This is a genomic window from Ruegeria sp. AD5 (assembly GCF_056542345.1).
In genome coordinates this window covers 571590-595466 of the sequence record NZ_JBQFZR010000002.1, presented here as the reverse complement: position 1 = coordinate 595466, position 23877 = coordinate 571590, and the positions used below count along the sequence as shown (strand labels likewise).

General features: G+C 57.0%; 21 protein-coding genes and 1 tRNA gene. 9 read left to right on the top strand and 13 right to left on the bottom strand.

Going from position 1 to position 23877, the window contains the following annotated elements:
* Positions 1-67: 67 nt before the first annotated feature.
* Genes ACR0JG_RS11525 through ACR0JG_RS11505 form a run of 5 tightly spaced genes read right to left on the bottom strand, consistent with a single transcriptional unit; the run spans position 68 to position 4116 of the window.
* Positions 68-1240, bottom strand: coding sequence for a molybdopterin molybdotransferase MoeA (locus ACR0JG_RS11525; protein ID WP_480569843.1), 1173 nt, complete (start codon positions 1238-1240; stop codon positions 68-70).
* Positions 1237-1710 (bottom strand): cyclic pyranopterin monophosphate synthase MoaC, encoded by a 474-nt coding sequence (moaC, locus tag ACR0JG_RS11520; RefSeq protein WP_170421818.1) that lies wholly within the window; start codon positions 1708-1710, stop codon positions 1237-1239. The genes ACR0JG_RS11525 and moaC overlap by 4 nt, the downstream gene beginning before the upstream one ends.
* The gene (gene trpC / locus ACR0JG_RS11515; RefSeq protein WP_480569840.1) at positions 1710-2522 is read right to left on the bottom strand and encodes an indole-3-glycerol phosphate synthase TrpC; all 813 of its coding nucleotides are present in this window, start codon (positions 2520-2522) and stop codon (positions 1710-1712) included. Before trpC ends, moaC begins: the two co-directional genes overlap by 1 nt.
* Positions 2519-3538: an anthranilate phosphoribosyltransferase gene (gene trpD / locus ACR0JG_RS11510; RefSeq protein WP_170421815.1), complete on the bottom strand. Its 1020-nt coding sequence runs from the start codon at positions 3536-3538 to the stop codon at positions 2519-2521. The genes trpC and trpD overlap by 4 nt, the downstream gene beginning before the upstream one ends.
* Positions 3535-4116, bottom strand: a complete 582-nt coding sequence (locus tag ACR0JG_RS11505; protein ID WP_170392975.1) for an anthranilate synthase component II — start codon at positions 4114-4116, stop codon at positions 3535-3537. The genes trpD and ACR0JG_RS11505 overlap by 4 nt, the downstream gene beginning before the upstream one ends.
* A gap of 197 nt (positions 4117-4313) precedes the next feature.
* Between ACR0JG_RS11505 and ACR0JG_RS11500 the strand changes: the two genes are divergently transcribed.
* Positions 4314-5795: a divergent polysaccharide deacetylase family protein gene (locus ACR0JG_RS11500; RefSeq protein WP_480563189.1), complete on the top strand. Its 1482-nt coding sequence runs from the start codon at positions 4314-4316 to the stop codon at positions 5793-5795.
* A gap of 24 nt (positions 5796-5819) precedes the next feature.
* On the opposite strand, the gene trpE is transcribed toward ACR0JG_RS11500, so the two are convergent.
* From trpE to fabI, 5 genes are all read right to left on the bottom strand, one after another.
* On the bottom strand, positions 5820-7331 hold the full coding sequence (trpE, locus tag ACR0JG_RS11495) for an anthranilate synthase component I (RefSeq protein ID WP_480569837.1): 1512 nt from the start codon (positions 7329-7331) through the stop codon (positions 5820-5822).
* Positions 7332-7343: 12 nt separating this feature from the next.
* Complete coding sequence (locus ACR0JG_RS11490) at positions 7344-9185, bottom strand: peptidyl-prolyl cis-trans isomerase (RefSeq protein ID WP_480569834.1); 1842 nt, start codon at positions 9183-9185, stop codon at positions 7344-7346.
* Between the two features lie 81 nt (positions 9186-9266).
* The gene (locus ACR0JG_RS11485; protein WP_170421806.1) at positions 9267-10442 is read right to left on the bottom strand and encodes an aminotransferase; all 1176 of its coding nucleotides are present in this window, start codon (positions 10440-10442) and stop codon (positions 9267-9269) included.
* A gap of 39 nt (positions 10443-10481) precedes the next feature.
* Entirely contained in the window at positions 10482-10991 is a 510-nt protein-coding gene (gpt, locus tag ACR0JG_RS11480) for a xanthine phosphoribosyltransferase (protein ID WP_480569831.1), read from the bottom strand.
* A 6-nt stretch (positions 10992-10997) separates the two neighbouring features.
* Positions 10998-11804 (bottom strand): enoyl-ACP reductase FabI, encoded by an 807-nt coding sequence (gene fabI, locus ACR0JG_RS11475; protein ID WP_170405951.1) that lies wholly within the window; start codon positions 11802-11804, stop codon positions 10998-11000.
* A gap of 134 nt (positions 11805-11938) precedes the next feature.
* On the opposite strand from fabI, the gene pdxH reads away from it, so the two are divergent.
* The 4 genes from pdxH (at position 11939) to ACR0JG_RS11455 (ending at position 13784) form a co-directional block, all read left to right on the top strand.
* On the top strand, positions 11939-12544 hold the full coding sequence (gene pdxH, locus ACR0JG_RS11470; RefSeq protein ID WP_170392982.1) for a pyridoxamine 5'-phosphate oxidase: 606 nt from the start codon (positions 11939-11941) through the stop codon (positions 12542-12544).
* A gap of 117 nt (positions 12545-12661) precedes the next feature.
* Positions 12662-13189 (top strand): cold-shock protein, encoded by a 528-nt coding sequence (locus ACR0JG_RS11465; RefSeq protein ID WP_170392983.1) that lies wholly within the window; start codon positions 12662-12664, stop codon positions 13187-13189.
* 7 nt (positions 13190-13196) lie between these two features.
* Entirely contained in the window at positions 13197-13664 is a 468-nt protein-coding gene (locus ACR0JG_RS11460; RefSeq protein WP_170392984.1) for a DUF192 domain-containing protein, read from the top strand.
* Positions 13665-13707: 43 nt separating this feature from the next.
* Positions 13708-13784: transfer RNA gene (locus ACR0JG_RS11455), tRNA-Pro, on the top strand.
* 8 nt (positions 13785-13792) lie between these two features.
* Here the strand turns inward: ACR0JG_RS11455 and ACR0JG_RS11450 are convergent.
* Positions 13793-14227 (bottom strand): hypothetical protein, encoded by a 435-nt coding sequence (locus ACR0JG_RS11450; RefSeq protein WP_170392985.1) that lies wholly within the window; start codon positions 14225-14227, stop codon positions 13793-13795.
* A 544-nt stretch (positions 14228-14771) separates the two neighbouring features.
* On the opposite strand from ACR0JG_RS11450, the gene ACR0JG_RS11445 reads away from it, so the two are divergent.
* The 3 genes from ACR0JG_RS11445 (at position 14772) to ACR0JG_RS11435 (ending at position 20132) form a co-directional block, all read left to right on the top strand.
* Positions 14772-18389 (top strand): vitamin B12-dependent ribonucleotide reductase, encoded by a 3618-nt coding sequence (locus ACR0JG_RS11445; protein ID WP_480569828.1) that lies wholly within the window; start codon positions 14772-14774, stop codon positions 18387-18389.
* A 131-nt stretch (positions 18390-18520) separates the two neighbouring features.
* On the top strand, positions 18521-19339 hold the full coding sequence (locus ACR0JG_RS11440; protein WP_480569825.1) for a BstA C-terminal domain-containing protein: 819 nt from the start codon (positions 18521-18523) through the stop codon (positions 19337-19339).
* A 547-nt stretch (positions 19340-19886) separates the two neighbouring features.
* Positions 19887-20132: an EF-hand domain-containing protein gene (locus ACR0JG_RS11435; RefSeq protein ID WP_170405941.1), complete on the top strand. Its 246-nt coding sequence runs from the start codon at positions 19887-19889 to the stop codon at positions 20130-20132.
* A 54-nt stretch (positions 20133-20186) separates the two neighbouring features.
* Here ACR0JG_RS11435 and ACR0JG_RS11430 read toward each other — a convergent pair whose 3' ends face one another.
* Positions 20187-21731 carry a trimethylamine methyltransferase family protein gene (locus ACR0JG_RS11430; RefSeq protein ID WP_480569822.1) on the bottom strand — a complete coding sequence of 515 codons (1545 nt, stop codon included), beginning with the start codon at positions 21729-21731 and terminating at the stop codon, positions 20187-20189.
* A 413-nt stretch (positions 21732-22144) separates the two neighbouring features.
* Between ACR0JG_RS11430 and ACR0JG_RS11425 the strand changes: the two genes are divergently transcribed.
* The gene (locus tag ACR0JG_RS11425; protein WP_170392989.1) at positions 22145-22663 is read left to right on the top strand and encodes an outer membrane beta-barrel protein; all 519 of its coding nucleotides are present in this window, start codon (positions 22145-22147) and stop codon (positions 22661-22663) included.
* Positions 22664-22680: 17 nt separating this feature from the next.
* Here the strand turns inward: ACR0JG_RS11425 and ACR0JG_RS11420 are convergent, their stop codons facing one another.
* Positions 22681-23856, bottom strand: a complete 1176-nt coding sequence (locus tag ACR0JG_RS11420) for a pyridoxal phosphate-dependent aminotransferase (protein WP_480569819.1) — start codon at positions 23854-23856, stop codon at positions 22681-22683.
* Positions 23857-23877: the final 21 nt, after the last annotated feature.

Genomic DNA, 23877 nt, shown 5'->3' with positions numbered 1-23877 from the left:
TCATACCTCGTCGCTCATGCGTTTTCTTTTGTTCTACGCATGTTCACGTTTTGTGTCAACGGATTTGCTAGATCGGCAGGTAAAGGACCTCATCCCCGGCCTCGCGTGCGGGATCGTGTGGTTGGCGTACCAACAGTGCATTGGCTTGCGCCAAAACACTCAGCAGCGAGCTGTCCTGATCATCACAGGCGCGGATGCCGCCGTTGTCCAACACCGCCCGCATATAATGCTCACGCGGGCCATTTTTTCCGAGCGGGGCAGAAAGGCGGGCGCGTTGGAATGGCTGTAGGGCCTGTTCAATCCCCAACATGCGGCGCACCATTGGGATGAGGAACAGGTAACCGCACACCATGGCACTGACCGGATTTCCGGGTAGACCGACCATTGCAGCACCCCCAAGCCGCCCGGCCATCAGAGGTTTACCCGGTCGCATGCGAATCTTGTAGAACGATTGCTTCAGCCCAAGACCTTCCGAGACATCTGCAACCAGGTCGTACTCGCCAACCGACGCCCCTCCGATTGTCACCACAAGGTCAGCGCCCTGTGCCAAGCCAAAAGCTGTTTCTAATGACGCTATGGTATCTTGTGCGATAGGAAGTACACGAACTTTTGCGCCAGCATCTTCCAGTAACGCCTTAAGACCAAAGGTATTTGAGGCGATGATCTGATCGGGGCCGGGTGTTTCTCCGGGCATCACCAGTTCGTCACCGGTTGAGATTAATGCAACCACGGGTTTGCGGGTCACAGGGACCGAAGCGATGTTCATCGCTGCCATTAATGCAACATCTTCGGGTCTGAGTTGGCGTGGGGCCGTGATCTGCGTAGCGATGCTGAAATCGATCCCCGCAGGGCGGATATTGGCCTTTTCACCGGGGGCGTGGGTTATGGTGATCAGATCACCGCGTCGGTCGACATCTTCCTGTATGACGACGAAATCTGCACCATCCGGCACAGGCGCACCAGTGAATATCCGCACAGCTTGGCCGGGTCCGACGCTTCCAGCAAAGCGACGTCCGGCCGCTGCTTCGCCAACCACTTTGAACATTGCATGCAGTTCGACTTCGGCCGCCCTGACGGCGTACCCATCCATCGATGACGCAGCAAAGGGCGGCTGATCACGCGTTGCTGCAACGTTTTCTGCCAGGATACGACCGGCAGCCTCGGCAAGGGCAACCGTTTCTGCGGGCAGCGGTGAGACCAGATCGAACAGCAGAGCCCGCGCTTCTTCAACCGAGATCATGATGCCTCGTAACGCCCTGATTTTCCGCCGTCTTTCAGTAGAACACGAATGCCGCCGATCTCCATCGATTTGTCCACGGCCTTCGCCATATCGTAAACCGTCAGTGCGGCTGTCGAGACTGCTGTCAGCGCTTCCATCTCTACGCCGGTCTGGCCCGAAGTTTTTACAGTCGCTTCAATCTGAACGCCGGGAAGGTTCGGGTCTAAGCTCAGTTCAATGGCGACTTTGGTCACGGGTAGCGGATGACACAGAGGTATCAGGTCAGGCGTTTTCTTGGCGCCCATTATGCCCGCAAGTCTGGCAACACCAAGAACATCGCCTTTCTTAGCGCGTCCTTCTGAAATGATATCAAAGGTTTCCTTCGCCATCTTGATGTATCCAGATGCAACCGCAACCCGGTCAGTGACAGCCTTGTCGGACACATCCACCATATGGGCCTCACCTTTGGCATCAAAATGGGTCAGCGGCATCACATCACTCCGGGAATGAGCGGGTTGGCGAGCAGTGCTCGAGTTGCCGAAGCTACATCATCCTGACGCATCAGGCTTTCACCAATAAGGAAACAGCGCGCACCGTAGCGGGCGATATCTGCGAGGTCCGCCGGAGTGCTCAGGCCGCTCTCGCAGACGATCGTGCGATCCGCTGGAACCAGCTTTGACAGATGACGAGTTGTATCAAGATTCGTCTCGAAGGTCTTGAGATTGCGGTTGTTTATCCCGATCAGCGGGCTTTTCAGCTGCGATGCCCGCTCAAGCTCGTCTGCGTCATGGACTTCGATCAGAACATCCATGCCCCAGTCAAACGCGGTTTGCTCAAGCTCGGCGGCCTGTGCATCGCTGACCGATGCCATGATGATCAGGATGCAATCCGCACCCAATGCACGCGCTTCGACCACCTGATAGGGGTCGTACATGAAGTCCTTCCGCAATGCTGGCAACGAACAGGCCGCGCGCGCTTCGGTCAGAAAGGATTTGTCGCCCTGAAAGCTAGGCATGTCGGTCAGAACCGACAGGCAAGCCGCGCCGCCCTCTTCATAAGCTTTGGCAAGCGCGGGCGGATCGAAATCAGCGCGGATCAGACCTTTGGACGGGCTGGCCTTTTTGACCTCGGCGATCAATCCGTACCCCTTGCGCATAGCCGAATGCAGGGCTTCGGCAAAACCGCGTACCTCGGGTGCGTTCCGTGCCTCAGATTCTAGTGTTTCCAGAGGCTTATGCGCCTTATCCGCAGCGATCTCTTCCAGCTTGTACGCTTTGATTTTGTCCAGAACGGTCTCGGTCATGCGGCTTCCTGTGTAATGCGCGCCAGCGCGGTGATCTTTTCACGGGCCTTGCCGCTATCAATGCTTTCTGTGGCCATCGAAACGCCCTCGCGCAGATCGCGTGCCGCATCTGCAACGACCAGCGCCGCTGCCGAGTTTAGCAACACCGCGTCGCGGTAGGCTGAAGGTGCCCCATCCAGCAGGGCGCGGAAGGCGACCGCGTTCTCTTCGGGCGTGCCGCCGATGATATCTTCGAACGGATGCACCGGAAGGCCTGCATCTTCGGGGTGAAGCTCGACCTCTTTGACAACGCCGTCCTCAACTGATGCGACCCAGCTGACCCCGGTGATCGTAAGCTCATCCGTACCGTCTGAGCCGTGGACTAGCCAGGCATGTTCAGCCCCAAGCAGACCCAGAGTTTCGGCCATCGGGCGGATCAGGTCGCGGCTGAACGCACCGGTCAGTTGGCGCTTCACTCCGGCGGGGTTGGTTAGGGGCCCCAGAATGTTGAAAATCGTGCGCGTACCCAGTTCTTGCCGCGAGGGCATGACATGGGCGATCGCCGGGTGGTGCATCGGGGCCATCATGAAACCGATACCGACTTCTTTCAGCGCTTTTTCAACAACTTCCGGGCCAACCATAACGTTAATACCAAGCTGCCCAAGAGCATCTGCTGCGCCGGATTTCGAGCTCAGATTCCGATTACCGTGTTTTGCAACGGTGACACCGGCGCCAGCCGTCACAAAAGCCGTGGCTGTCGAGATATTGAGTGTTCCTTTGCCGTCGCCCCCCGTGCCAACGATGTCCATCGCGCCAGCGGGAGCTTTCACTGCATTGCATTTCGCGCGCATTACGGCAGCGGCGGCGGCGTATTCCTCGACCGTCTCGCCGCGCGTGCGCATTGCCATCAGCAACCCGCCGATCTGGCTGGGCGTGGCGGCCCCATCAAAGAGGATGCCAAAGGCCTGTTCAGCCTCGGCACGGGTCAAAGGTCGATCGGCCGCAGCACCGATCAGAGGTTTCAGAGCGTCGCTCATGCGGGGACTTTCATTTCGTTCAGGAAGTTCTTGAGCAGGGCGTGACCATGCTCGGACGCGATGGATTCCGGGTGAAACTGGACGCCGTGGATCGGCAGTTCTTTGTGCTGCAGACCCATAATCGTGCCATCCTCAAGCTCGGCGGTGATCTCAAGGCAATCGGGCAGGCTTTCGCGTTCTACGACAAGCGAATGATACCGGGTGGCCTCGAAGGGCGAGGGCAGGCCAGCGAATACACCTTTGCCGGTGTGTTTCATCGTGCCCATTTTCCCGTGCACGATCTCATGACAGCGCACAACCTTGCCGCCAAATGCCTGACCGATGGTTTGATGCCCCAGACAGACCCCCATCAGCGGTGTTTGCGTCTCGGCCGCGGCTTCGGTCAAGGCCAGACAGATACCCGCCTGATCGGGATCACAAGGGCCGGGGCTGAGCAGAATACCAGCCGGGTTCATCGCCATTGCTTCCTGCACATCCAGCGCGTCATTCCGGCGCACGACCATCTCGGCCCCGAGCTCACCCAGATAATGAACGAGGTTGTAGGTAAACGAGTCATAGTTGTCGATCAGCAGCAGCATTTGGGCACTTATCTTCCTATGGGCATTTCGGGCTGGCGATGCAGTCCCTGAGCGCGGTATAATGTCGGGACATACATGCTCAGGCTTGTGCGGCAGCGTCAAGAGGACATACCCAACTTGACACCGTGCGGGTGAGCGCCGCGGAAGATGGCGTCTGGGTGGATGAGGCACGAAACAACGCGAGAGGCGAGATTTCGATGAGCGGATTTTACGGTGGAGTGATCGCCGGGGCGGTCTCGGTATTGGCACTGGGCGCGGTTCTTTCGCTGACAACTCCTTTGTCACGTAAACCAGATGTGACGGCAACAGCGCCCGAAGTGGCTGATACTCCGCAGCCCCTGGAGGCTGCGAAAGTTGAAGAAAGCAATGCCGATGCTGATCTGGTTGAGTTGCCACCATCCGGCCCTGAAACCCCCGATCTATCATCAGATTCGCTGGATGGCTTGGCAGGTATCGAGCTTGAGCCCGGTGCCCGTCCTGAGGCGGGTGGAGCACCGACCGTAGCCGAGGCACCTGCAGCGATCTCATCTTCTGACGTGACCGTTCAAACCGAAGCGCCCGCGGCACCGCCAAATCCACTTGCCGAACCAACCTCGCCACAACAGGAAGCCGAACCGGCAGCGCTCGCGGACGCTCCAGCAGCGCCTGCGCCCGAGGAAGCCCCGGAACCGCAGGTTGCGGAAGAAACGCCCAACGAGGCCCCTCAGGTCGCTGCCTTGCAGCCTGAGATCGCGGATGTGCCGGATGCAGCTCCAGAGGCTCAGGAAGCGGAACCCGTGCCTGATGAAAATCCAATCGCGGTTGAGGGTGAAGAAGATACCCGCCCTGTACGTCAGCCGCGCGTATTGACCCTGCCGCAAATTGGCGGAGAGGGGGCCACAGGTTCCGGTTCGTTGATCGGCAAGCGTGTCGTGCCCCTAACCGAGAGGGATGACCCGCCCGTCGAACAAGCCGTGATTACTCCAGAAGTGGTGGCCAAGCCCATCGAAGCACATGCTGCCACCTTCGAAAATCCAGAATCCAAGCCATTGATGTCGATCATTCTGATCGATGATGAAGGGGCTTTTGGGGCCGAGGCGTTGCAGGATTTCCCATACCCGCTAAGTTTTGCCGTCAGCCCGTCTGACCCGAATGCAGCGGAAAAAATGGCCCGTCATCGCGAGGCTGGATTTGAAGTATTGGCCTTGGTTGACATGCACGAAGCCGCCAGTGCTCAGGACGCTGAGGTGTCGTTGTCGGTGTGGTTGGATCAATTGCCTCAAACCGTTGGCATTCTGGAAGGTGTCGGAAGCGGCATTCAGGGCAACCGAAAGCTGGCTGATCAGGTTGCGGCGATTGCCGGAGATACCGGGCGCGGGCTGGTGACGCAGGACAATGGTCTAAACACAGCGCAAAAGCTTGCAGCGCGCAACGGCATTCCATCCAGCGTAGTGTTCCGCGATTTCGATGGTGCCAAACAGGACCCCAAGATCATGCGGCGTTTTCTGGATCAGGCAGCCTTCCGCGCCGGACAGGAAGGTGCCGTGGTGATGCTGGGTCGTCTGCGTCCCGAGACGATCTCGGCTCTGTTGCTGTGGGGGCTTGAGGATCGCGGCAGCCGCGTGGCGATGGCCCCAATTTCTGCCGTGATGATGAAAGAAGTCCAGCAGGGCGATGCCGGATCGCTGACGGACGGGTGACGGCAGCGACCATCCGCCACCCCACTAGCTGTTTCCGCTGCCTGTAAACCGCGCCGCATCCGCAGCCGCGCGGCGAATGGCGTTCGATTTATGGACGGTCTCCATGTATTCCGCTTCGGGGTCGCTGTCATAGACAACGCCGCCTCCAGCTTGGATATACAGTTTGTGGTCTTTCACAATGGCCGTCCGCAGCGCGATGCACATATCCATGTCGCCGCCTGCGCTGAAATACCCGACACCGCCACCGTAGATGCCGCGCTTTTCAGGCTCCAACTCGTCGATGATCTCCATCGCGCGCACTTTGGGCGCGCCTGATACCGTGCCTGCGGGCATCCCGGCAAAGAACGCGTCCAATGCGTCCTTGTCTTCGGCCAGTTCACCGACCACGTTTGATACGATGTGCATCACGTGGCTGTAGCGCTCGATGATGAACTCTTCGGTAGGACGCACGGTTCCAATCTTAGAAACACGCCCGGTGTCATTGCGGCCCAGGTCCAGCAACATGAGGTGCTCGGCCAGTTCTTTCCTGTCGGCCAGCAGGTCGATTTCGTTGGCCTTGTCTTCTTCGGGCGTCGCGCCACGCGGGCGGGTACCCGCGATTGGGCGGATCGTGACCTCATTGCCGAAGACGCGCACCAGGATTTCTGGGCTTGCGCCTACGACCTGAAAGCCGCCGAAGTTGAAATAGAACATGAATGGCGATGGGTTGGTACGCCGCAGCGAGCGGTAGAGGGCAAATGGCGGTTGTGGAAAATCCTGTGTCCAGCGTTGGGCCGGGACGACCTGAAAGATATCACCCGCACGGATATATTCCTTGGCCTTTTCAACGGCTTCCATATAGCCCGATTTGGTGAAGTTAGAGACAGGAGCCCCAACTTCAATTGCGTCACCTAGATCGCGCGTCTCGGCCGGCATGGCACGCTCAAGATCACGCACGGCATCCATCACACGCTCGGCAGCCTGCGCATAGGCGGCTTTGGCGGTTTGCCCCTCGCTGACCCAGGCGGGCGACACCACGGTAACCTCGCCTTTGACGCCGTCCAACACAGCAATGACCGAGGGGCGCAGCATGATCGCATCGGGCAGGCCCAACGGGTCAAGGTTCACATCCGGCAGGTATTCCACCAACCGGACCATGTCGTAGCCCAGATAGCCAAACAGGCCAGCGGCGGCCTGCGGCAGGTCATCGGGAAGCGCGATGCGGCTTTCAGCCAACAAGGCGCGCAAGTTGTCCATCGGGTTGCCATCCTGTGGCTCGAACGCCTCGGCATCGAAGCGGGCTGATCGGTTCAAGGCCGATGTCTCGCCTTGACAGCGCCAAATCAGATCGGGCTTCATTCCGATGATCGAATAGCGCCCACGCACTTCACCCCCGGTTACCGACTCGAGCATGAAGGCGTCTTTCTGAGCGCCTGTCAGTTTCAGCATCAGTGAAACCGGCGTATCCAGATCAGCGGCGAGGCGGGTATAGACGACCTGATTTTCGCCCGCATCATAAGCGCGCGCGAAACTTTCGAAATCCGGGGTCAGGGCCATGTTCTGTCTCTTTTAGTAACTGGCCCGTACCGCGTTCAGCGCTTGCTGATCCAGCACAGGGCGTGCGCGTGTCTGGGCATTGCGCACATAGATGTCAAAGATGTTCTGCGCCAGCGCCTGGCTCAATTGCGCAGCCAGTGCATCCTGCATCTGGCGTTGCTCATCGGTTTCCGCCGGAGGCAGCTCTTCATCCAGACGCACGATCAGGGCGTTACCGTTTCCGGGAATGACACGCAGCTCGCCAGGGTCCATTTCAAACACCTGAGTCATGAAGTCCACGGGAACATCCTCGAGGAATGCGGTACGTGTCAGCGCATTTTCGACACGGAAGGGCAGGCCTGTGGCGGTAAAGTCGCCATCTGTTGCCAGCTGGGTCAGAACCGTGTTGCCCTGATTTTGCAGCGCTTTCGCAGTTTCTACCTGCAGCCATGCCTCGGCGACACGGTCACGGGCGCTTTCCAGAGGTTCCGGGCGCGGCTCTAGCACTTCATTCAAGCGCAGCGCAAAGATCGAACCATCTTCAAGGAACGCGACCTCTGGGAAATCACCTTCTTGCACAGCCTCAGCCACTGCGCGGAAGCCGTCATACGCGGCGACGCCATCGTCGCTTTGCTGGGTCCAGTCGATCTGACCCAGTTCCATCTCGGTCTCACCGGCCAGTTCTTCCAGTGTTGCGCCACCTGCAAGCAGGTCGTTGATGTCTTCGGCCTGTGCTTCGATCTGACGGCGCGCTCGGTCGGCGGCGAGTTCTGCACGAAGTTCGGGTTCGGCGTCTTCGAAACTGACATTGTTCTCGGCCAGCGATCCATTGATCCGGAACAGGGCAGGGCCGAACACCGTGGGAAGCGGGCCGACCACATCGTCGATCTCGGCGGCAAACACGGCGTCGGCTGCATCGCCCAGATCTTCACGGGTGACATCGCCCAGATCAACATCGCTCAGCTCAAGCTGACGTTCGCGGACCAACTGTTCGAAATCGGCCCCGCCAACTTCAAGTTGTGCCAGCGCCTCGGTTGCGGAATCTTCGCTGGGATAGGGCAGACGCTCGACCAAGCGGCGCTCGGGTTGGAAAAATTCGTCAGCGCGTTGGTCGTATAGACGGCGCAGAGAATCTTCGTCCACTTCGATCGTGTCGAGCAGCATGTCGGGCGACAGAATGGCGTAGGTCAGTTGCTTGGTGCGGGGCAGGGTGAACTGATCGGTATTCTCATCGTAATATGTCTGAATCTGCGCGTCTGTGGGTTGGGCCACGGGCGTTTCGAGAAGGTCGGCAGACAGGGTCGCCACGGTAAAGCTGCGGCGGGCTAGCACATAGTTCGACAAAGCCTCGGTCAGCGTACGGGGCATTTCAACACCGCTCATGACCGCACCCTGAACGATGGTGCGTGAAGATTCTTTGCGCAGATCCGATTCGAATTCGGAATCGGTCATTCCGACCTGTTCCAGCTGAAAGCGATAGGCTTCGCGGTCGAATGTACCGTTTACACCTTGGAACGCCGGTATCTGTACAATCTCCTCCTGCAGGTTCTCGTCACCGATCGAAATGCCTAGCTGTCCGACCTCGTTATCGATTGCGGCCAGCGCGATCAGGCGCGAAAGGGCAAGTTGATCGAGGCCAAGATCATGTGCCTGCGAAATCTGCATTGCCTGTCCGGTTTGCGCTTCGACGGCCCGGATCTCGCGCTGAAGCTCACGAAAATACGCGTCGACCGAAACGCTTTCATCACCGACCTGCGCAACCGTACGAACGGTTCCGGTCAGGCTGGTGGCGCCAAAGCCCGCAAGGCCCAGCATCAAAAGACCCATGAGAATCCAGACAAAGGTTTTGGATAGGTTTTTCATGCCTGCGGCCATGGTGCCCTCTTGGTTTTGTCGGCAAATGTCTGCCCAGTCGGTTGCGGCCCTGAATACGATGCGTGCAGCCGGGGGGCAAGCTTAGAAGGACAAGCCCTGCAATCGGTCGAACAATTGCGCGATACCGGCGCGGTCGAGGTTGGCAAATGCTACACGAACCTGCCGCTTTCCCGCGGAATCGCCCTCTGGCATGAACATGGTACCCGGCAAAAGCAGTATACCTGCCTCGGGTACCAGCCGCCGGGCCAATTCGTCGGAAGCGATGCCAAAGGGATGTTCGAGGTAGGCAAAGTAAGCGCCAAGTCCCAAAAGACGCCAGCCTTTGTCTTCAAGGCGTGGCATTCCTTCCGCGATGGCCGCTCTTCGGTCGAGAATTTCATCTCGTTCACCCGCAACCCATTGGGTCAAGTTCCGCATGCCCCAAAGCGCGGCAAACTGGCCGATCTGGCCGGGGCAGATTGCGACCGTGTCCAGAAATTTCTCGATCTCCGCCAACAGGGCGGGGCTGGTTGAAATCGCGCCGACACGGTGACCGGTCAGGCGGTAGGCTTTTGAGAACGAGTAGAGATGGACAAACGTATCGTCCCAACCCGATTGCTGGAACAGGTCATGAGGCGCGCCTGATCGACTGTCGAAATCGCGATAGGTTTCGTCAACCAAAAGACGAAGCCCCGTTTCCCGCGCAAGATCATAGAAGCGGCGCACCAAGTCCGCAGGGTATTCGACACCACCGGGATTGTTCGGCGTCACCAACGAAATCGCCCGTGTCTTTTCGGTGATAAGGGCGCGGGCGCGTTCCGGATCGGGAAGCAAATCATCGTCTGTGGGCAAATCAACGGTTTTTACCCCAGCCATATCCAGCCACATCTTGTGATTGAAATACCAAGGGGTCGGAAGGATCACCTCATCCCCCTGATCGGTAATTGCCGAAATCACGGCTGAAAAGGCCTGATTGCAGCCCGAGGTGATTGCGATCTGATTCGCCGTTACCTCAGCCACATAATGTGCGCTGATCTGAGCTGCGAGTTCGGACCGCAGGTCATCGTTGCCCAGAACCGGGCCGTATAGATGCGCGCTGTCCTGCTCGACCGCGAATTCGGCCATTGCTTGCCGCAGCGCTAACGGGGGCGGATCGACCGGAGCCGCCTGACTGACATTGATCAACGGACGGTCAACTGCGAACTCGACCCCGTCCAGCCAACGGCGTGCCTCCATCACCGGAGGGGCAAAGGTGGCGGCAGTGCGGGTCATTGTCATGGTGAGTCCGTGATTACAGCGCTTAGTTGAAACGCTTGATTAATCGGTTCCCCGAAAGGGTTCGACATATTGCAGGGCCATGTCCCATGGGAAGAAAATCCATGTGTCCTGACTGACCTCGGTAATGAAGGTGTCTACCATCGGACGGCCTTTAGGCTTGGCGTATACGGTCGCGAAATGCGCTTTGGGGAACATATCGCGCACCAGTTCCAGCGTTTTGCCGCTATCGACCAGATCGTCGATGATCAGAATACCGGTGCCATCACCCATCAGATCAGCATTGGGCGCTTTGAGAATTTCTGCTTCGCCCTGCGCCTGATGATGATAGGATTTCACGCTGACAGTATCGACCGTACGGATATCCAGTTCGCGGCTGACGATCATCGCGGGGGCCATGCCGCCACGTGTAATTGCCACGACCGCACGCCAAGCGCCATCATCTGGTCCTTGCCCATCCAGACGCCACGCAAGAGCGCGCGAGTCGCGATGAATCTGATCCCAGCTGATGTGGAAGCCTTTTTCGTGTGGCAGGCGGTCCTTGGCGCTCATGGTCTGTTATCCTTTTTCAACGTCCGGCGCGTCGACGGCTTTCATCCCGACGATGTGATAGCCTGAATCCACGTGCAGATTTTCACCTGTCACTCCGCTGCTGAGATCAGACAGCAGATACAGGGCCGATTTACCAACATCATCGATGGTCACATTCCGGCGCAGGGGCGAGTTATACTCGTTCCACTTCATGATATAACGGAAATCGCCGATGCCGCTGGCCGCGAGCGTTTTGATCGGGCCTGCCGAGATCGAATTCACGCGAATGCCGTCTTTGCCCAAATCCTCGGCCAGATACTTTACGGATGCCTCAAGGGCGGCTTTTGCAACACCCATTACATTGTAGTGTGGCATGACCTGTTCAGCGCCGTAATAAGTGAGGGTGATCGCACTGCCGCCTTCGTTCATCATTTTCTCCGCGCGCTGCATAACGGCGGTGAAAGAGTAGACCGAAACATCCATCGTCAGGTTAAAGTTCGCGCGCGACGTGTCGACGTAACGCCCGCGCAATTCGTTCTTGTCAGAAAAGCCAATGGCGTGGACGACGAAATCCAGTTTACCCCATTTCTTTTCGAGCGCGCTGAAGAGTTCATTAATTGATTCTTCGTCGCTGACGTCACAGGGCAAAACGATCTCGCTGCCCAGCTGCGCCGCCAATGGATCGACGCGTTTTTTCAGGGCGTCCCCCTGATAGGAAAAGGCCAGCTCGGCCCCGGCGTCGGACAAGGCGCGGGCGATACCCCATGCGATTGATTTGTCATTGGCCAGTCCCATGATGAGGCCGCGTTTTCCGGCCATCAACTGATTTGACATCTTCGGTTCTCCGCCTGTCGTCGCATTGTGTTCGGTTGGTTTATGCCATTGATTGTCCTGCTTCAAGGCCATGCGCTCTTGCCCGCAGCGGGTTCTCGCCTTAGGGTCATGTTAATTGTTTCCTGGGGATGGAAATGAACGAGCATAATGGCATCTTCGCCGGGGCTGATCCGTTTGAAATCGCGGATCGGTGGCTGGCCGAGGCAGAAAAGACCGAACCGAATGATCCTAATGCGATTGCTTTGGCAACCGTGGACCCGGAAGGTTTGCCGAATGCCCGTATGGTTCTGCTGAAGGAAATCGAGAAGGACGCGTTTGTTTTCTATACGAACTATCACAGCGCCAAGGCTCAGGAGTTGGACAGCGCCCACAAAGCGGCTTTTGTGATGCATTGGAAATCTTTGCGGCGACAAATCCGTGTTCGTGGTACAATCACCAAGGAAGATGGGCCGCAGGCGGACGCGTACTACGCCTCGCGCTCGCTCAAAAGCCGCTTGGGTGCTTGGGCGTCACACCAGTCGCAACCGCTGGAAAGTCGTGCATCCCTGATGGCCGAAGTGGCTAAAGTGACCGCAAAGTTGGGTGCCAACCCGCCTCGCCCTGAATTTTGGGGGGGATACCGTGTAACACCTGTCGAAGTCGAGTTCTGGGCCGATGGTGCCTTCAGGTTGCATGACAGGTTTCAGTGGAAGCGACAAAATGTCGATTCCGACTGGCAAGTGCTGAGGTTAAATCCATGACGTTCGCGTTGCGTGAAATGCAACTGTTTGCAGACAATAGCTTTTTTCAGCTTGAATTTGCGAGCCAAAACATAAACAAGAAACCCTTAACGACTTGCCTATCGTAATGGGAAAACAGTGCCAGAAGATCTGAACAGCATGTACCGCGTCCGTGGACACGTAAAATGGTTCGATCCCGCCAAGGGATACGGATTTGTTGTGTCTGACGAAGGCGGCCCGGACATTCTGTTGCACGTCAACGTGCTGCGAAACTTCGGGCAAAGCTCGGTCGCGGATGGCGCCGGCATCGAGATCATGACCCACAAAACTGATCGCGGTGTTCAAGCGGTCGAAGTGATCAGTGTTGACCCGCCTGTTCGCGCGGAAACTATGATGTTGGCCGATTTTGCCGAGCTTGATCCAACCGTGATCGGCAGCGCTCCGCTTGAGGCTGCGCGCGTCAAATGGTTCGACAAGGGCAAAGGGTTTGGCTTTGCCAATGTTTTCGGCAGCAGTGAAGACGTATTCCTGCATATCGAGGTGCTACGTCGTTCTGGGTTGGCAGATCTGCAACCGGGCGAAGCGCTGGCCATGCGGGTCATTGATGGCAAGCGCGGAAGAATGGCCGCGCAGGTTCTGGCCTGGGAAGCGGCCCTGAACGACTAGGTTCTGAATGATGAGAACGGCTTTCGTACTGGCGCTCCTGAGTTTTTTGATTGGCGGGATCGCGCGGGCTGAATGCCGTCCGGATCGTGTCGAGCTTCGAAATGATCTGGCAGAGGTTCGCTTCGACGTTGAGCTGGCCATCACACCGAAAGAGCGATCGCGCGGATTGATGTTTCGCGAAAGCATGCCGAACAGATCTGGAATGCTGTTTGTTTTTGATCCGCCGCAACCTGTTGCGTTCTGGATGAAGAATACCCTGATTCCGCTTGATATGATCTTTGTTGATCGCGCGGGCACGGTGACGCGTGTGCACGAAGGTGCAATTCCGGGGGATCTGAGCCCAATCGAAGGCGGCGATTCGGTTTATGCGGTCCTGGAAATCAACGCTGGCCTAGCCGAGCGTTACGCCATTCGGCCTGGTTCGCAGATGCGCCACGAAGTTTTTTCGCAAGGTCCTGCAATTTGGCCCTGTTAGGGCTTTTCAAATCAGATCGGCACGTTTAGGAAGGCGCACGGTCCGGGGCGTGGCGCAGTCTGGTAGCGCACCTGTTTTGGGTACAGGGGGTCGTAGGTTCGAATCCTGCCGCCCCGACCATTTTTCCTCTACACTGGCGTTCCGCCATAGTCGGTGTAGAGTTTGGAAAAATCCCTGTCCAAATCTTTGCTTTCAATAGGTATTCTAAGAGTTGAACCATCTTTCTGCGGAACCAGAAAGTACAACTCTGCGTCCACGCGATACCCGGCCTGATTCTTGGTCGAGCTCAGCCGCGTTACGATTTGCGGCAAGTTCTGCGGATAGCCGTTGAAGCTGAGAATCAAATACGCCGTTGCCTCGGGCGGCAAGGTCTCGCGGCATTCAAAGATGCTTGCGGTGGTCTTGATATACTTGTCGCCCGGCCCCGCGCAGTCGGTCCTGAAGGAATTGAAAAGGTTCTGCGGATAACCGTCGAATTGCGCGCTGCGAGATGCAGGTGGTGCTTCCTGTGATGTGCAGGACACGATTAGCGCCACAATAGTTAACAATGAAATCAAACGCATGTAGAGTAGATTTCCCATCCAGAAATGTCGTGTGATTTCAAGTATGGCACGCGCTGCGATGTCGTGACGATGATTCTCTGAACATCTCCTTAACGCGGGATCGGTTGATCAATGACCTCTAACTGTGGCGGAAAACACGAGAAATCACTCTGACACATCAAGGCGGAATGGGCTGGTCGTCCGGGACATGTCTGTGGAGGAATCGCGATGCGGCGAAATTCCGCCGGTTCAGCAAAACAGGTCAAGCTAAAAGATTCCAAAAATGACCGAAAAAGCCCGTTGACCAACTATGGGAATATACGTCAGATTGTATGGGCCGAAAGACGAGCCACTAAATCTGGTAGGCAATGACCGGAAAAGGCATCGGGCGAGGGACGGAAAGCATACCACTATGACGTAGACCGTATTCGCGGTTCTGCGCTGTTCTAGGCAGCGTCCGGTCCCTTGCGTCTCAAATTCGTCGGTAGTGCGGGCGGCACCCCGCAGCATCAAGATTTAGTGCCGGGACTTGAAATTTGGACAGATCGAAGCTGGGGCAGCGGACATGAAGATTGAAAGAAAATTCACCAAACCGGGACAGGATGCATATGGCGATCTGGATTTTGTGTCCGCAACATCCGAGATTCGCAATCCGGATGGCACAATCGTGTTCCGTCTGGACGAGATCGAAGTGCCTGCAAAATGGAGCCAGGTGGCTAGCGATGTCATCGCACAGAAGTACTTCCGCAAGGCCGGTGTTCCTTCCAAGCTGAAGAAGGTTAAGGAAAAGGACGTTCCCGAATTCCTGTGGCGATCGGTTCCTGCGGAAGATGCTGAATTTGATGGCGAAACCTCATCGAAACAGGTTTTTGATCGTCTGGCCGGCGCGTGGGCTTATTGGGGCTGGAAGGGCGGCTATTTCTCGACTGAAGAGGACGCGAGCGCCTATTTTGACGAGATGCGCTATATGCTGGCGACCCAGCGTGCAGCTCCGAACTCGCCGCAGTGGTTCAACACCGGTCTGCACTGGGCATATGGGATCGATGGCCCGGCGCAGGGGCACCACTATGTTGACTACAAAACCGGCAAGCTAACCAAATCGAAATCCGCTTATGAGCATCCGCAACCGCATGCGTGCTTCATCCAGTCGGTCGACGATGATCTGGTCAACGAAGGCGGCATCATGGACTTGTGGGTGCGTGAGGCGCGCCTGTTTAAGTATGGCTCGGGCACCGGAACCAACTTCAGCCATCTGCGTGCAGAGGGTGAAGCGCTTTCGGGTGGCGGCAAGTCTTCGGGCCTCATGGGATTTCTCAAGATCGGCGACCGCGCCGCTGGCGCGATCAAATCAGGCGGTACAACCCGTCGAGCAGCAAAGATGGTAATCGTCGATGCAGATCACCCGGACATCGAGCAATTCATCGAATGGAAAGTGATCGAAGAGCAGAAGGTGGCCTCGATCGTTGCCGGATCGAAGATGCACGAGAAGATGCTGAACGGCATTTTCGAGGCCATCCGGTCTTGGGACGGCTCTGCCGATGATGCCTATAATCCAAACGCAAACGACGCCCTGAAAAATGCGGTTCGCGAAGCGAAAAAGGTCGCGATCCCAGAAACTTACATCAAGCGCGTTCTGGACTACGCCAAGCAGGGCCACGATAGCATTGAATTCCCGACCTACGATACGGACTGGGATTCGGAGGCTTATAGCTCGGTCTCGGGCCAAAACTCGAACAACTCGATCCGGGTGACCAATGCGTTCCTGACCGCAGTTGAAAAAGACGCGGATTGGGAACTGATCAACCGCACCGACGGCAAGGTTGCTCGTACAGTCAAAGCACGTGATTTGTGGGAAAAGGTCGGCCACGCCGCATGGGCCTGTGCCGATCCTGGCATCCAGTTCCATGATACTGTCAACGAATGGCACACTTGCCCCGAAGACGGTGAAATCCGCGGTTCGAACCCGTGTTCGGAATACATGTTCCTCGATGACACTGCCTGTAACCTGGCGTCGATGAACTTGCTGACCTTTTTCAAGGACGGTGAGTTCCAGGCGGCGGACTATATGCACGCCTCGCGGCTTTGGACGCTGACGCTGGAAATCTCGGTGACCATGGCGCAGTTCCCGTCTAAGGAAATTGCGAAACTCTCTTACGATTTCCGTACGCTGGGTCTGGGTTATGCCAACATTGGCGGTCTGCTGATGAACATGGGCTATAGCTATGACTCGGATGAGGGTCGTTCGATCTGTGGCGCGCTGACCGCGATCATGACCGGTGTGGCTTATGCGACCTCGGCAGAGATTGCAGGCGAGCTTGGCCCGTTCAAAGGATATGAGCGCAACGCAGACCACATGTTGCGCGTCATCCGCAACCACCGTCGTGCGTCGCAAGGAGTGACCGATGGTTATGAAAAACTGGCTGTTAAGCCGGTGCCTCTGGATCACGACAATTGCCCGGACAAACGTCTGATCGATCTGGCCATGTCAGCTTGGGATGAAGCGCTGAGCCTCGGCGAAAAGAACGGTTATCGCAACGCGCAGGCCACAGTTATCGCACCAACCGGCACCATCGGTCTGGTGATGGATTGCGACACGACCGGGATCGAACCGGACTTTGCTCTGGTCAAGTTCAAGAAGCTGGCCGGCGGTGGTTACTTCAAGATCATCAACCGCTCGGTGCCTTCGGCGCTGGAAAAGCTGGGCTATTCCTCGGCTCAGATTGAAGAGATCGTGGGTTATGCGGTTGGTCATGGCACCATCGGCAACGCGCCGGGGATCAACCACACCTCGCTGACCGGTCATGGTTTTGGCCCGAACGAGTTGGCAAAAATAGATACCGCACTGGAAAGCGCGTTCGACATCCGGTTCGTCTTCAACCAGTGGACGCTGGGCGAGGACTTCTGCACCGGTGTTCTGGGCATCCCGGCGACCAAGCTGAATGACCCGACCTTCGATCTGCTGCGCCATCTGGGCTTTACCAAGGCGGATATCGACGCGGCCAACGACCATGTTTGCGGAACCATGACGCTGGAAGGTGCGCCGCATCTGAAGGAAGAGCATTACGCCATCTTCGACTGCGCCAACCCGTGCGGTAAAAAAGGCAAGCGTTTCCTTGGGGTTGATAGCCACATTACCATGATGGCTGCAGCGCAAAGCTTTATCTCGGGCGCGATCTCAAAGACGATCAACATGCCCAATGACGCGACCATCGAGGACTGCCAGAAGGCATACGAACTCAGCTGGTCGCTGGGTGTGAAGGCGAACGCGCTGTACCGCGACGGCTCGAAACTGTCGCAGCCTTTGGCGGCGGCGCTGGTCGAAGATGACGATGAGGCAGCCGAAGTGCTGGAAAGCGGTTCGACGCAAGAAAAAGCCGTCGTTCTGGCCGAGAAGGTGATCGAGAAGATTGTGGTCAAGGAAATGATCCGCAGCCATCGCGAGAAACTGCCGCATCGCCGCAAAGGCTATACCCAGAAGGCGATCGTGGGCGGCCACAAGGTCTATCTGCGCACCGGTGAATTTGAAGACGGCAAGCTGGGCGAGATTTTCATCGACATGCACAAGGAAGGCGCTGGCTTCCGGGCGATGATGAACAATTTTGCCATCGCCGTGTCGGTCGGCCTGCAATACGGTGTGCCGCTGGAAGAGTTCGTCGATGCGTTCACCTTCACCAAGTTCGAACCGGCTGGGATGGTGCAGGGCAACGACTCGATCAAGAACGCGACGTCGATCTTGGATTATATCTTCCGCGAACTGGCCGTTTCCTATCTGGACCGCACCGATCTGGCCCATGTGAAACCCGAAGGTGCGACCTTCGACGATCTGGGTCGCGGCGAAGAGGATGGTCTGTCCAACGTATCGGAAATCAGTGAAAGCGCGGCGACCAAATCCTTGGAAGTGCTGAAACAAATCAGTTCAACCGGCTATCTGCGCAAACGACTGCCGCAAGACCTGATGGTCTTCAATGGCGGACAGGCTGACGTGACGAGTATGGCGGAAACCGCAGCGACATTCGAAGCACCCGCTGAGACGGCGGTTGCGACCGGAATGGACGCCCGTACCAAAGCCAAGATGCAAGGGTACGAGGGCGATCCCTGCGGCGAATGCGGAAACTACACGCTGGTGCGCAACGGCACCTGCATGAAATGCAACACCTGCGGCGCGACAAGCGGGTGTAGCTGAGGTGTGGATGTGAGGGTTTCATGATGAGTAAGTCAGTTGCACGAATGCCCACAAGGGCACAGGTATCGAACCCAGATCAGGGCGTCCTAGACCTCGCCGTTGAGTGCCAAATCGAAAGTGATGGAGTAGGAATGGGGGTCCTCAAGGACGGCACCCCTTTCTTAAATCAGCGTGGGCTGGCAAGACTATGCGGAGTTCAAAATAAGTATATTGGCCTTATATCCTCTGGATGGGATAGCGCCGAACCCAGTGCTGCAGTTAAGCGAATAAAGGAAATCCTGTTTGAACAGGGTGTCGATTTCAGCACCGCAGCTCACGAGACTTTCTTCGGAAATGTTCGAGTTTTGGCATACCCAGATGAAATCTGCATGGCGACCTTGGAGTACTACGCCTTTGAGGCGAACTTACAGGGACAATCCATAGCTCTCGACAGCTATCGTCGCCTCAGCCGCTTTGGTCTAAAACAGTACATCTACACCCGGACTGGGTATTCCAATCGTCAAGAAGAAGACATGTGGCGTATCTTCAAAGATCGCGTCAGTCTGACTTACGACGCGGTCCCTGAAGGTTTCTTTGGTGTGTTTAAAGAACTAGCGGACTTAATCGTCACGTTGGGAATGAAAGGCCTACACATCGATGAGAAGTTTGTGCCAGACATAAGCGTTGGGCAAGCATGGTCGAAACACTGGAATGAACGTGGTTTGGAAATGCGTTTCGGTGCGCGGCGGAAATATGCCCATAACTACCCTGACTACTTTCCACAGGCAGTCTCTAACCCCCAACTTGCGTCTTGCTACCCAGAAGATGCGCTCGGTGAGTTCCGCCGTTGGTTCAGGCATGACTACATCGGTGATGGTCGATTCAAAAGATACCTTAGCAAAAAGGTTAAAGAGCGTGGCCTTCCTGAAGGCTACATCGAACGTGCGATGGTTGCGCTGAACAAGGAGTAGCTAAGTTTAGCGCCCCGGCAACCCGGGGTGCAGGGGTCGGATGCTGCCACAGTAACCGGCCCCGACGAATACGAAGCAAGGCGCTGAGACTTACCATCGATGCCTTGTTTCACTCGGCCGACATGCCCGTGTCGGCCGGGAACAGGGTGGGGCGGAATATTTGCTCCCTCCCACTCTCTCACGGGACGGGTGCGCTCGTCCTATGCGCAGTCCAGGCCGCAGGCAAAAAAACACCGGGCGGTCAACGAAATGAGCCTGGAAGGCGAAACTGACAGGGGGCTTCGGCCCCCTTTCTTTTCTCAACCCCGAGTCGTGGATTTGAGCAGGGCATTGCCGGATCATCCTGTTTGGATCGGGCAAGAGTTGCCGAAGCCACGACTGGCCATTTCGTCCGGCAATCGTCCGCAAATGCGACTCAGTCAAACACGCAAAGATTGGCTTGAAAGCGGCCATATCAATCTGAGCGGGTGACACGCCTTCAGGATGGCCTTTTTTTGGCGCTTGTCCGGACGCAAACACTCAAGAAAACGCAATCAGGAGGCATAACATGAAACCGCAAATTCTGGCCCTTATCTCAACCTTCGCACTTGGCCTGCCGACATTGGCCGTCGGCCAAAGCGCCGCCGATACCAACGGCGACGGAGTACTGACGATCGATGAAGTTCAGGCCGTCGTGCCTGACGTTGATGCCGAAGGCTTTGCGCAGATGGACGCAAACGGCGACGGTGCGCTAGATCAGGATGAGATCACCATCGCTGAACAAGCGGGCCTGCTGCCGCCGTCCAACGGCTGATCAAGCAGGAATACTGGCGGCCCGGAAGCTTCGGGCCGCTTATTTTTCAGTGCCTTACGCGGATAAGTAAATGTTGAACTTGCCGCGAATTTCCGCGTCCAGATGCGGGTCGAATCTGGCCGGGGATGGCACGGCGAGGATTTCTTCCTTCCGCTTCACTGCCTTTTCGATCAGGTCCGGTTTGCCAAGCTCAACCCATTCCTTCGGAGATGATCGGTCACCAAAGGTAGGATAGACGTAATCTGCCTGCATACGGCCTAGCGTCGCATCGGTGCCAAGATAATGCCCAGGACCACCCATGCAGACTTCGGCCATCTGATCCAGTGCCAGTGTCTCGTCCGTCACCTCGATCCCGCGCACACAGCGCTGTGCCTGTCCGATCAGGTCATCGCTAAGGATCAGGCTCTCGTGGCAGAACCCCAGCAACGAGGCATGCATGCCTGCGGCCTCATACACCATGTTCAGGCCCGATAGCCCAGCCATGACGTTCGAACACATTTGTTCCCAACCGGCCTGCATGTCGGGCAATTTCGCGTCCGATGCACCAGCTGCGGCACCACCGGGCAGATCGTAGAACTGGTGCATTTGCGCGCAGCCAGCGGTTAGCAGAGCTTGTTCACCCGAGCCGATGGACATTGCACCCGTGCGCAGGTCCAGACCAAAAGGCCAAGTGCCAAAAATCGCGGGAGCACCGGGCTTTACGGCGTTTACATAAACCAAACCCGCCAGACATTCGGCGGTGGCTTGTGTGATCGCTCCGGCAACGGTCGAGGGTGCGGTAGCTCCTGCCATGCCCGCAGAAAGCAACAAAACCGGCATTCCGGCCTTGATGCATTCTTCCATCACCTCGCAGCTTTCGGTGGCGAATTTCATCGGGGGCACAACGAAGCAGTTGGAATTGGACATGAAGGGCCGCTTACGCCACTTGTCCTCTCCGCCCGCGATCATGTGCAGCATCTCGATGGCGGGGGCCACATGGCTGGGCTCTGTGAACGACGTACCGATGTGTTTGAACGTGCCTGAGGTGGTGGCGTAGACCGTGTTCAGGTCCATCTCGAGGTTGTCCGCAATGTCGCGGCACACCATGGGACGTTGAACAAAGTGAATGTTTTCAAGCTGTTCACAGATGCGAGTCGCGTCATGCAGGTCCTGCAGGGTCGAGTCGCGGTATTCCTGCCCATGCACATCGACCATGCTGACCGCCGCGCCTGCGGTGCCATAATGGACGCGTGTCCCCGATAGCTCCAGATCCGACTTGCCATCCCGGCTGTGCAGAGTGATCGAGCGGTTGGCCTTGGCGATTGTGTCCTCGACCAATGCGCGAGGAAAGCGGATGCGGCCATCGTCGCCCAAGGTGCATCCCGCAGCCACGAGATAGTCGATCCCACTTTGTGGCGCATCAGCAAGGCCGATGGTTTCCAGAGCGGTCAGAGCGGCCTCGTGGATGCGTTCGATCTGTGCTTGGGTCAGAACCTTCAGGGTTCCGCCCTCCATACCAGGCCGAATCGGGCGAAGATGTTCCGGAAGAGCTGACGCACGGGCGGCACGACGCGCGGCGCGGCCACCGCTGCGGGATGAGTTTCGGGTTTGTTCGTTCATGTGTGTGTCCGGTCAAAAAAGTACGTTGTGGGTGAGTGTACCTAGACCAGTGCTGGCCGTCCTCGTGCCGCACGACCGCGATCCGCACCAATGGTGCGGCTGACCAGCCGAATCTTCCAAACTTCGTTATGCATCAACTTCCTCAGTCTGATGCGCCCATTGTTTCAATGCACTTCTGGACAATCTGTTCTGTTTGCGACTTTGGACTAATTTTATTGGGCCATCAGTCAAAATGAACTGGGCGCAAATCCTCGTGACTAAATGTTTTTTTCCAATTGCGGTAAGAATCTGTTAATCTGCACGTAGTTATTTGGATTTGTATCTTAGGTTTAAGTAAATACTGGGGTTGGCTGATCAGCAGATCGCTGCCTCGGGGATGCGCCCAAACCGGCAACGGATGTTTGGAGGTCTGCATGAAGTCATTACTGGCCGCACTCGCCACAGCACTGATAACAGGTGCAGGGCAGGTTGTGGCAGAAGACTGGACAGGCGCGTACGCTGGTTTCAGCTTTGGTTATGCAGATGTTGATGGGTCCGGAGGAGCAGGCGGAAGCGGGGGCAGTTTTGGCCCGCTGATCGGATACGACTATGATTTTGGAAATTTCGTGCTTGGCGGTGAGTTGGAATATAACCGCCTGAATCTTGATCTGGGACAATCCGAAGGAAGCCTTGATAGTATGTCGCGATTGAAGTTGCGCGGCGGCTACGACTTTGGATCAGCCCTTGGCTATGTTGTCTTGGGAACCGCGCGGGCCAGTACGTCGGGTGACAGTGATACGGCAGCCGTTTACGGGATCGGTGTTGCCTATCCGCTTGGCGATCGGTTTGTAATCAGTGGCGAAGCGCTGCGGCAGAACTTCGATGATATACCGGAGTCTGGTCGAAGCCTCGACGCAAATGTGTTCAACTTGCGCACCACATTCCGCTTCTGAAACTCGGTGGTCGATTGTCATCCATCTGCCAATTGAGCGGCAAATTCGCATAGGGTCTGTAGCGATGTGACGAATTTCTCGTCATCGATTGTCATGGCCACGCGGATGTGACCTGCGGCGGCAGAACCAAAGCTCTCACCGGGCATCACAGCGATGGCATGCGTGTCCAGCAGCGCATTTGCGAACACATCGCCGCTAAGACCCGTAGCCCGGATATCCAGCATCAGATACATCGCGCCTTGCGCCGGTATTAAGGTGACGACCCGCTGCGCAGCCAGCACTTCAATCGCCAGAGCGCGGCGGCGGCGAAACGGCGCGGCGATCTTGTCTTCGAGAGGTTGTCCCACGCTCAGCGCATAGTTGGCCGCATCCTGTATAAAGCCGGGCACACCATAGGTTGTGTGTGTTGCCAAGTTGATCAGGTGGTCGATCACGCCTTCCGGAGCAACGATCCACCCACAACGCGAGCCAGTCATGGCATGAGATTTCGACATTGAACCCACGACCAGAGTGCGCTCAGCCATGCCGGGTAGGGCGCGCGGTGACAGGTGTTCACCCTCCCAAACCTGCGTGTCGTAGACTTCATCGGAAATCAGCCATAGATCGCGGCGCTGACAAACCTCGGCGATGGCAGAAAGTGTTTCGGCGGAATAGACCACACCAGTTGGATTGTTTGGGGAGTTTATCAGCAGCGACACCGCCCCGCCTGCCGCGCCATCGATATCGGAAGCGCGAGGTTGGAACAAATCTTCGGCGCGTGTTTCTATGCGTTTGGCTACCGCTCCAACGCCACGGATCGTGCCGGGGTAGGTGGCATAATACGGATCCAGGTAGAGCGCGATATCGCCCGGATCGCAAAGCGCGGTTTGCGCCGCAAACAAAGCGGCCTGACCGCCGGGGGTTATGATGACATTGTTGCGAGTGGTCGCTACACCTGTTCGCATTTGGACACGGGCGGCCACAGTATCACGCAGCAGATCAGTGCCCGGAACCATCGCGTATCCTGTGTGCCCGCTGCGGGCCGAACTTTCCATGGCCGACAATATCGACTGATCGGTCCGAATGTCATGCTCGCCGATCGTCAACTCGGTAACGGCATGGCCTTCGGCAATCATCCGACGCGCGCGGATGAACACCTCCCAGCCGTCTGATCCACCCTCGGTCAGATGCGTAATGCGATGCGATAGTTTCAAGGGATTCTCCCGACCGGCTAT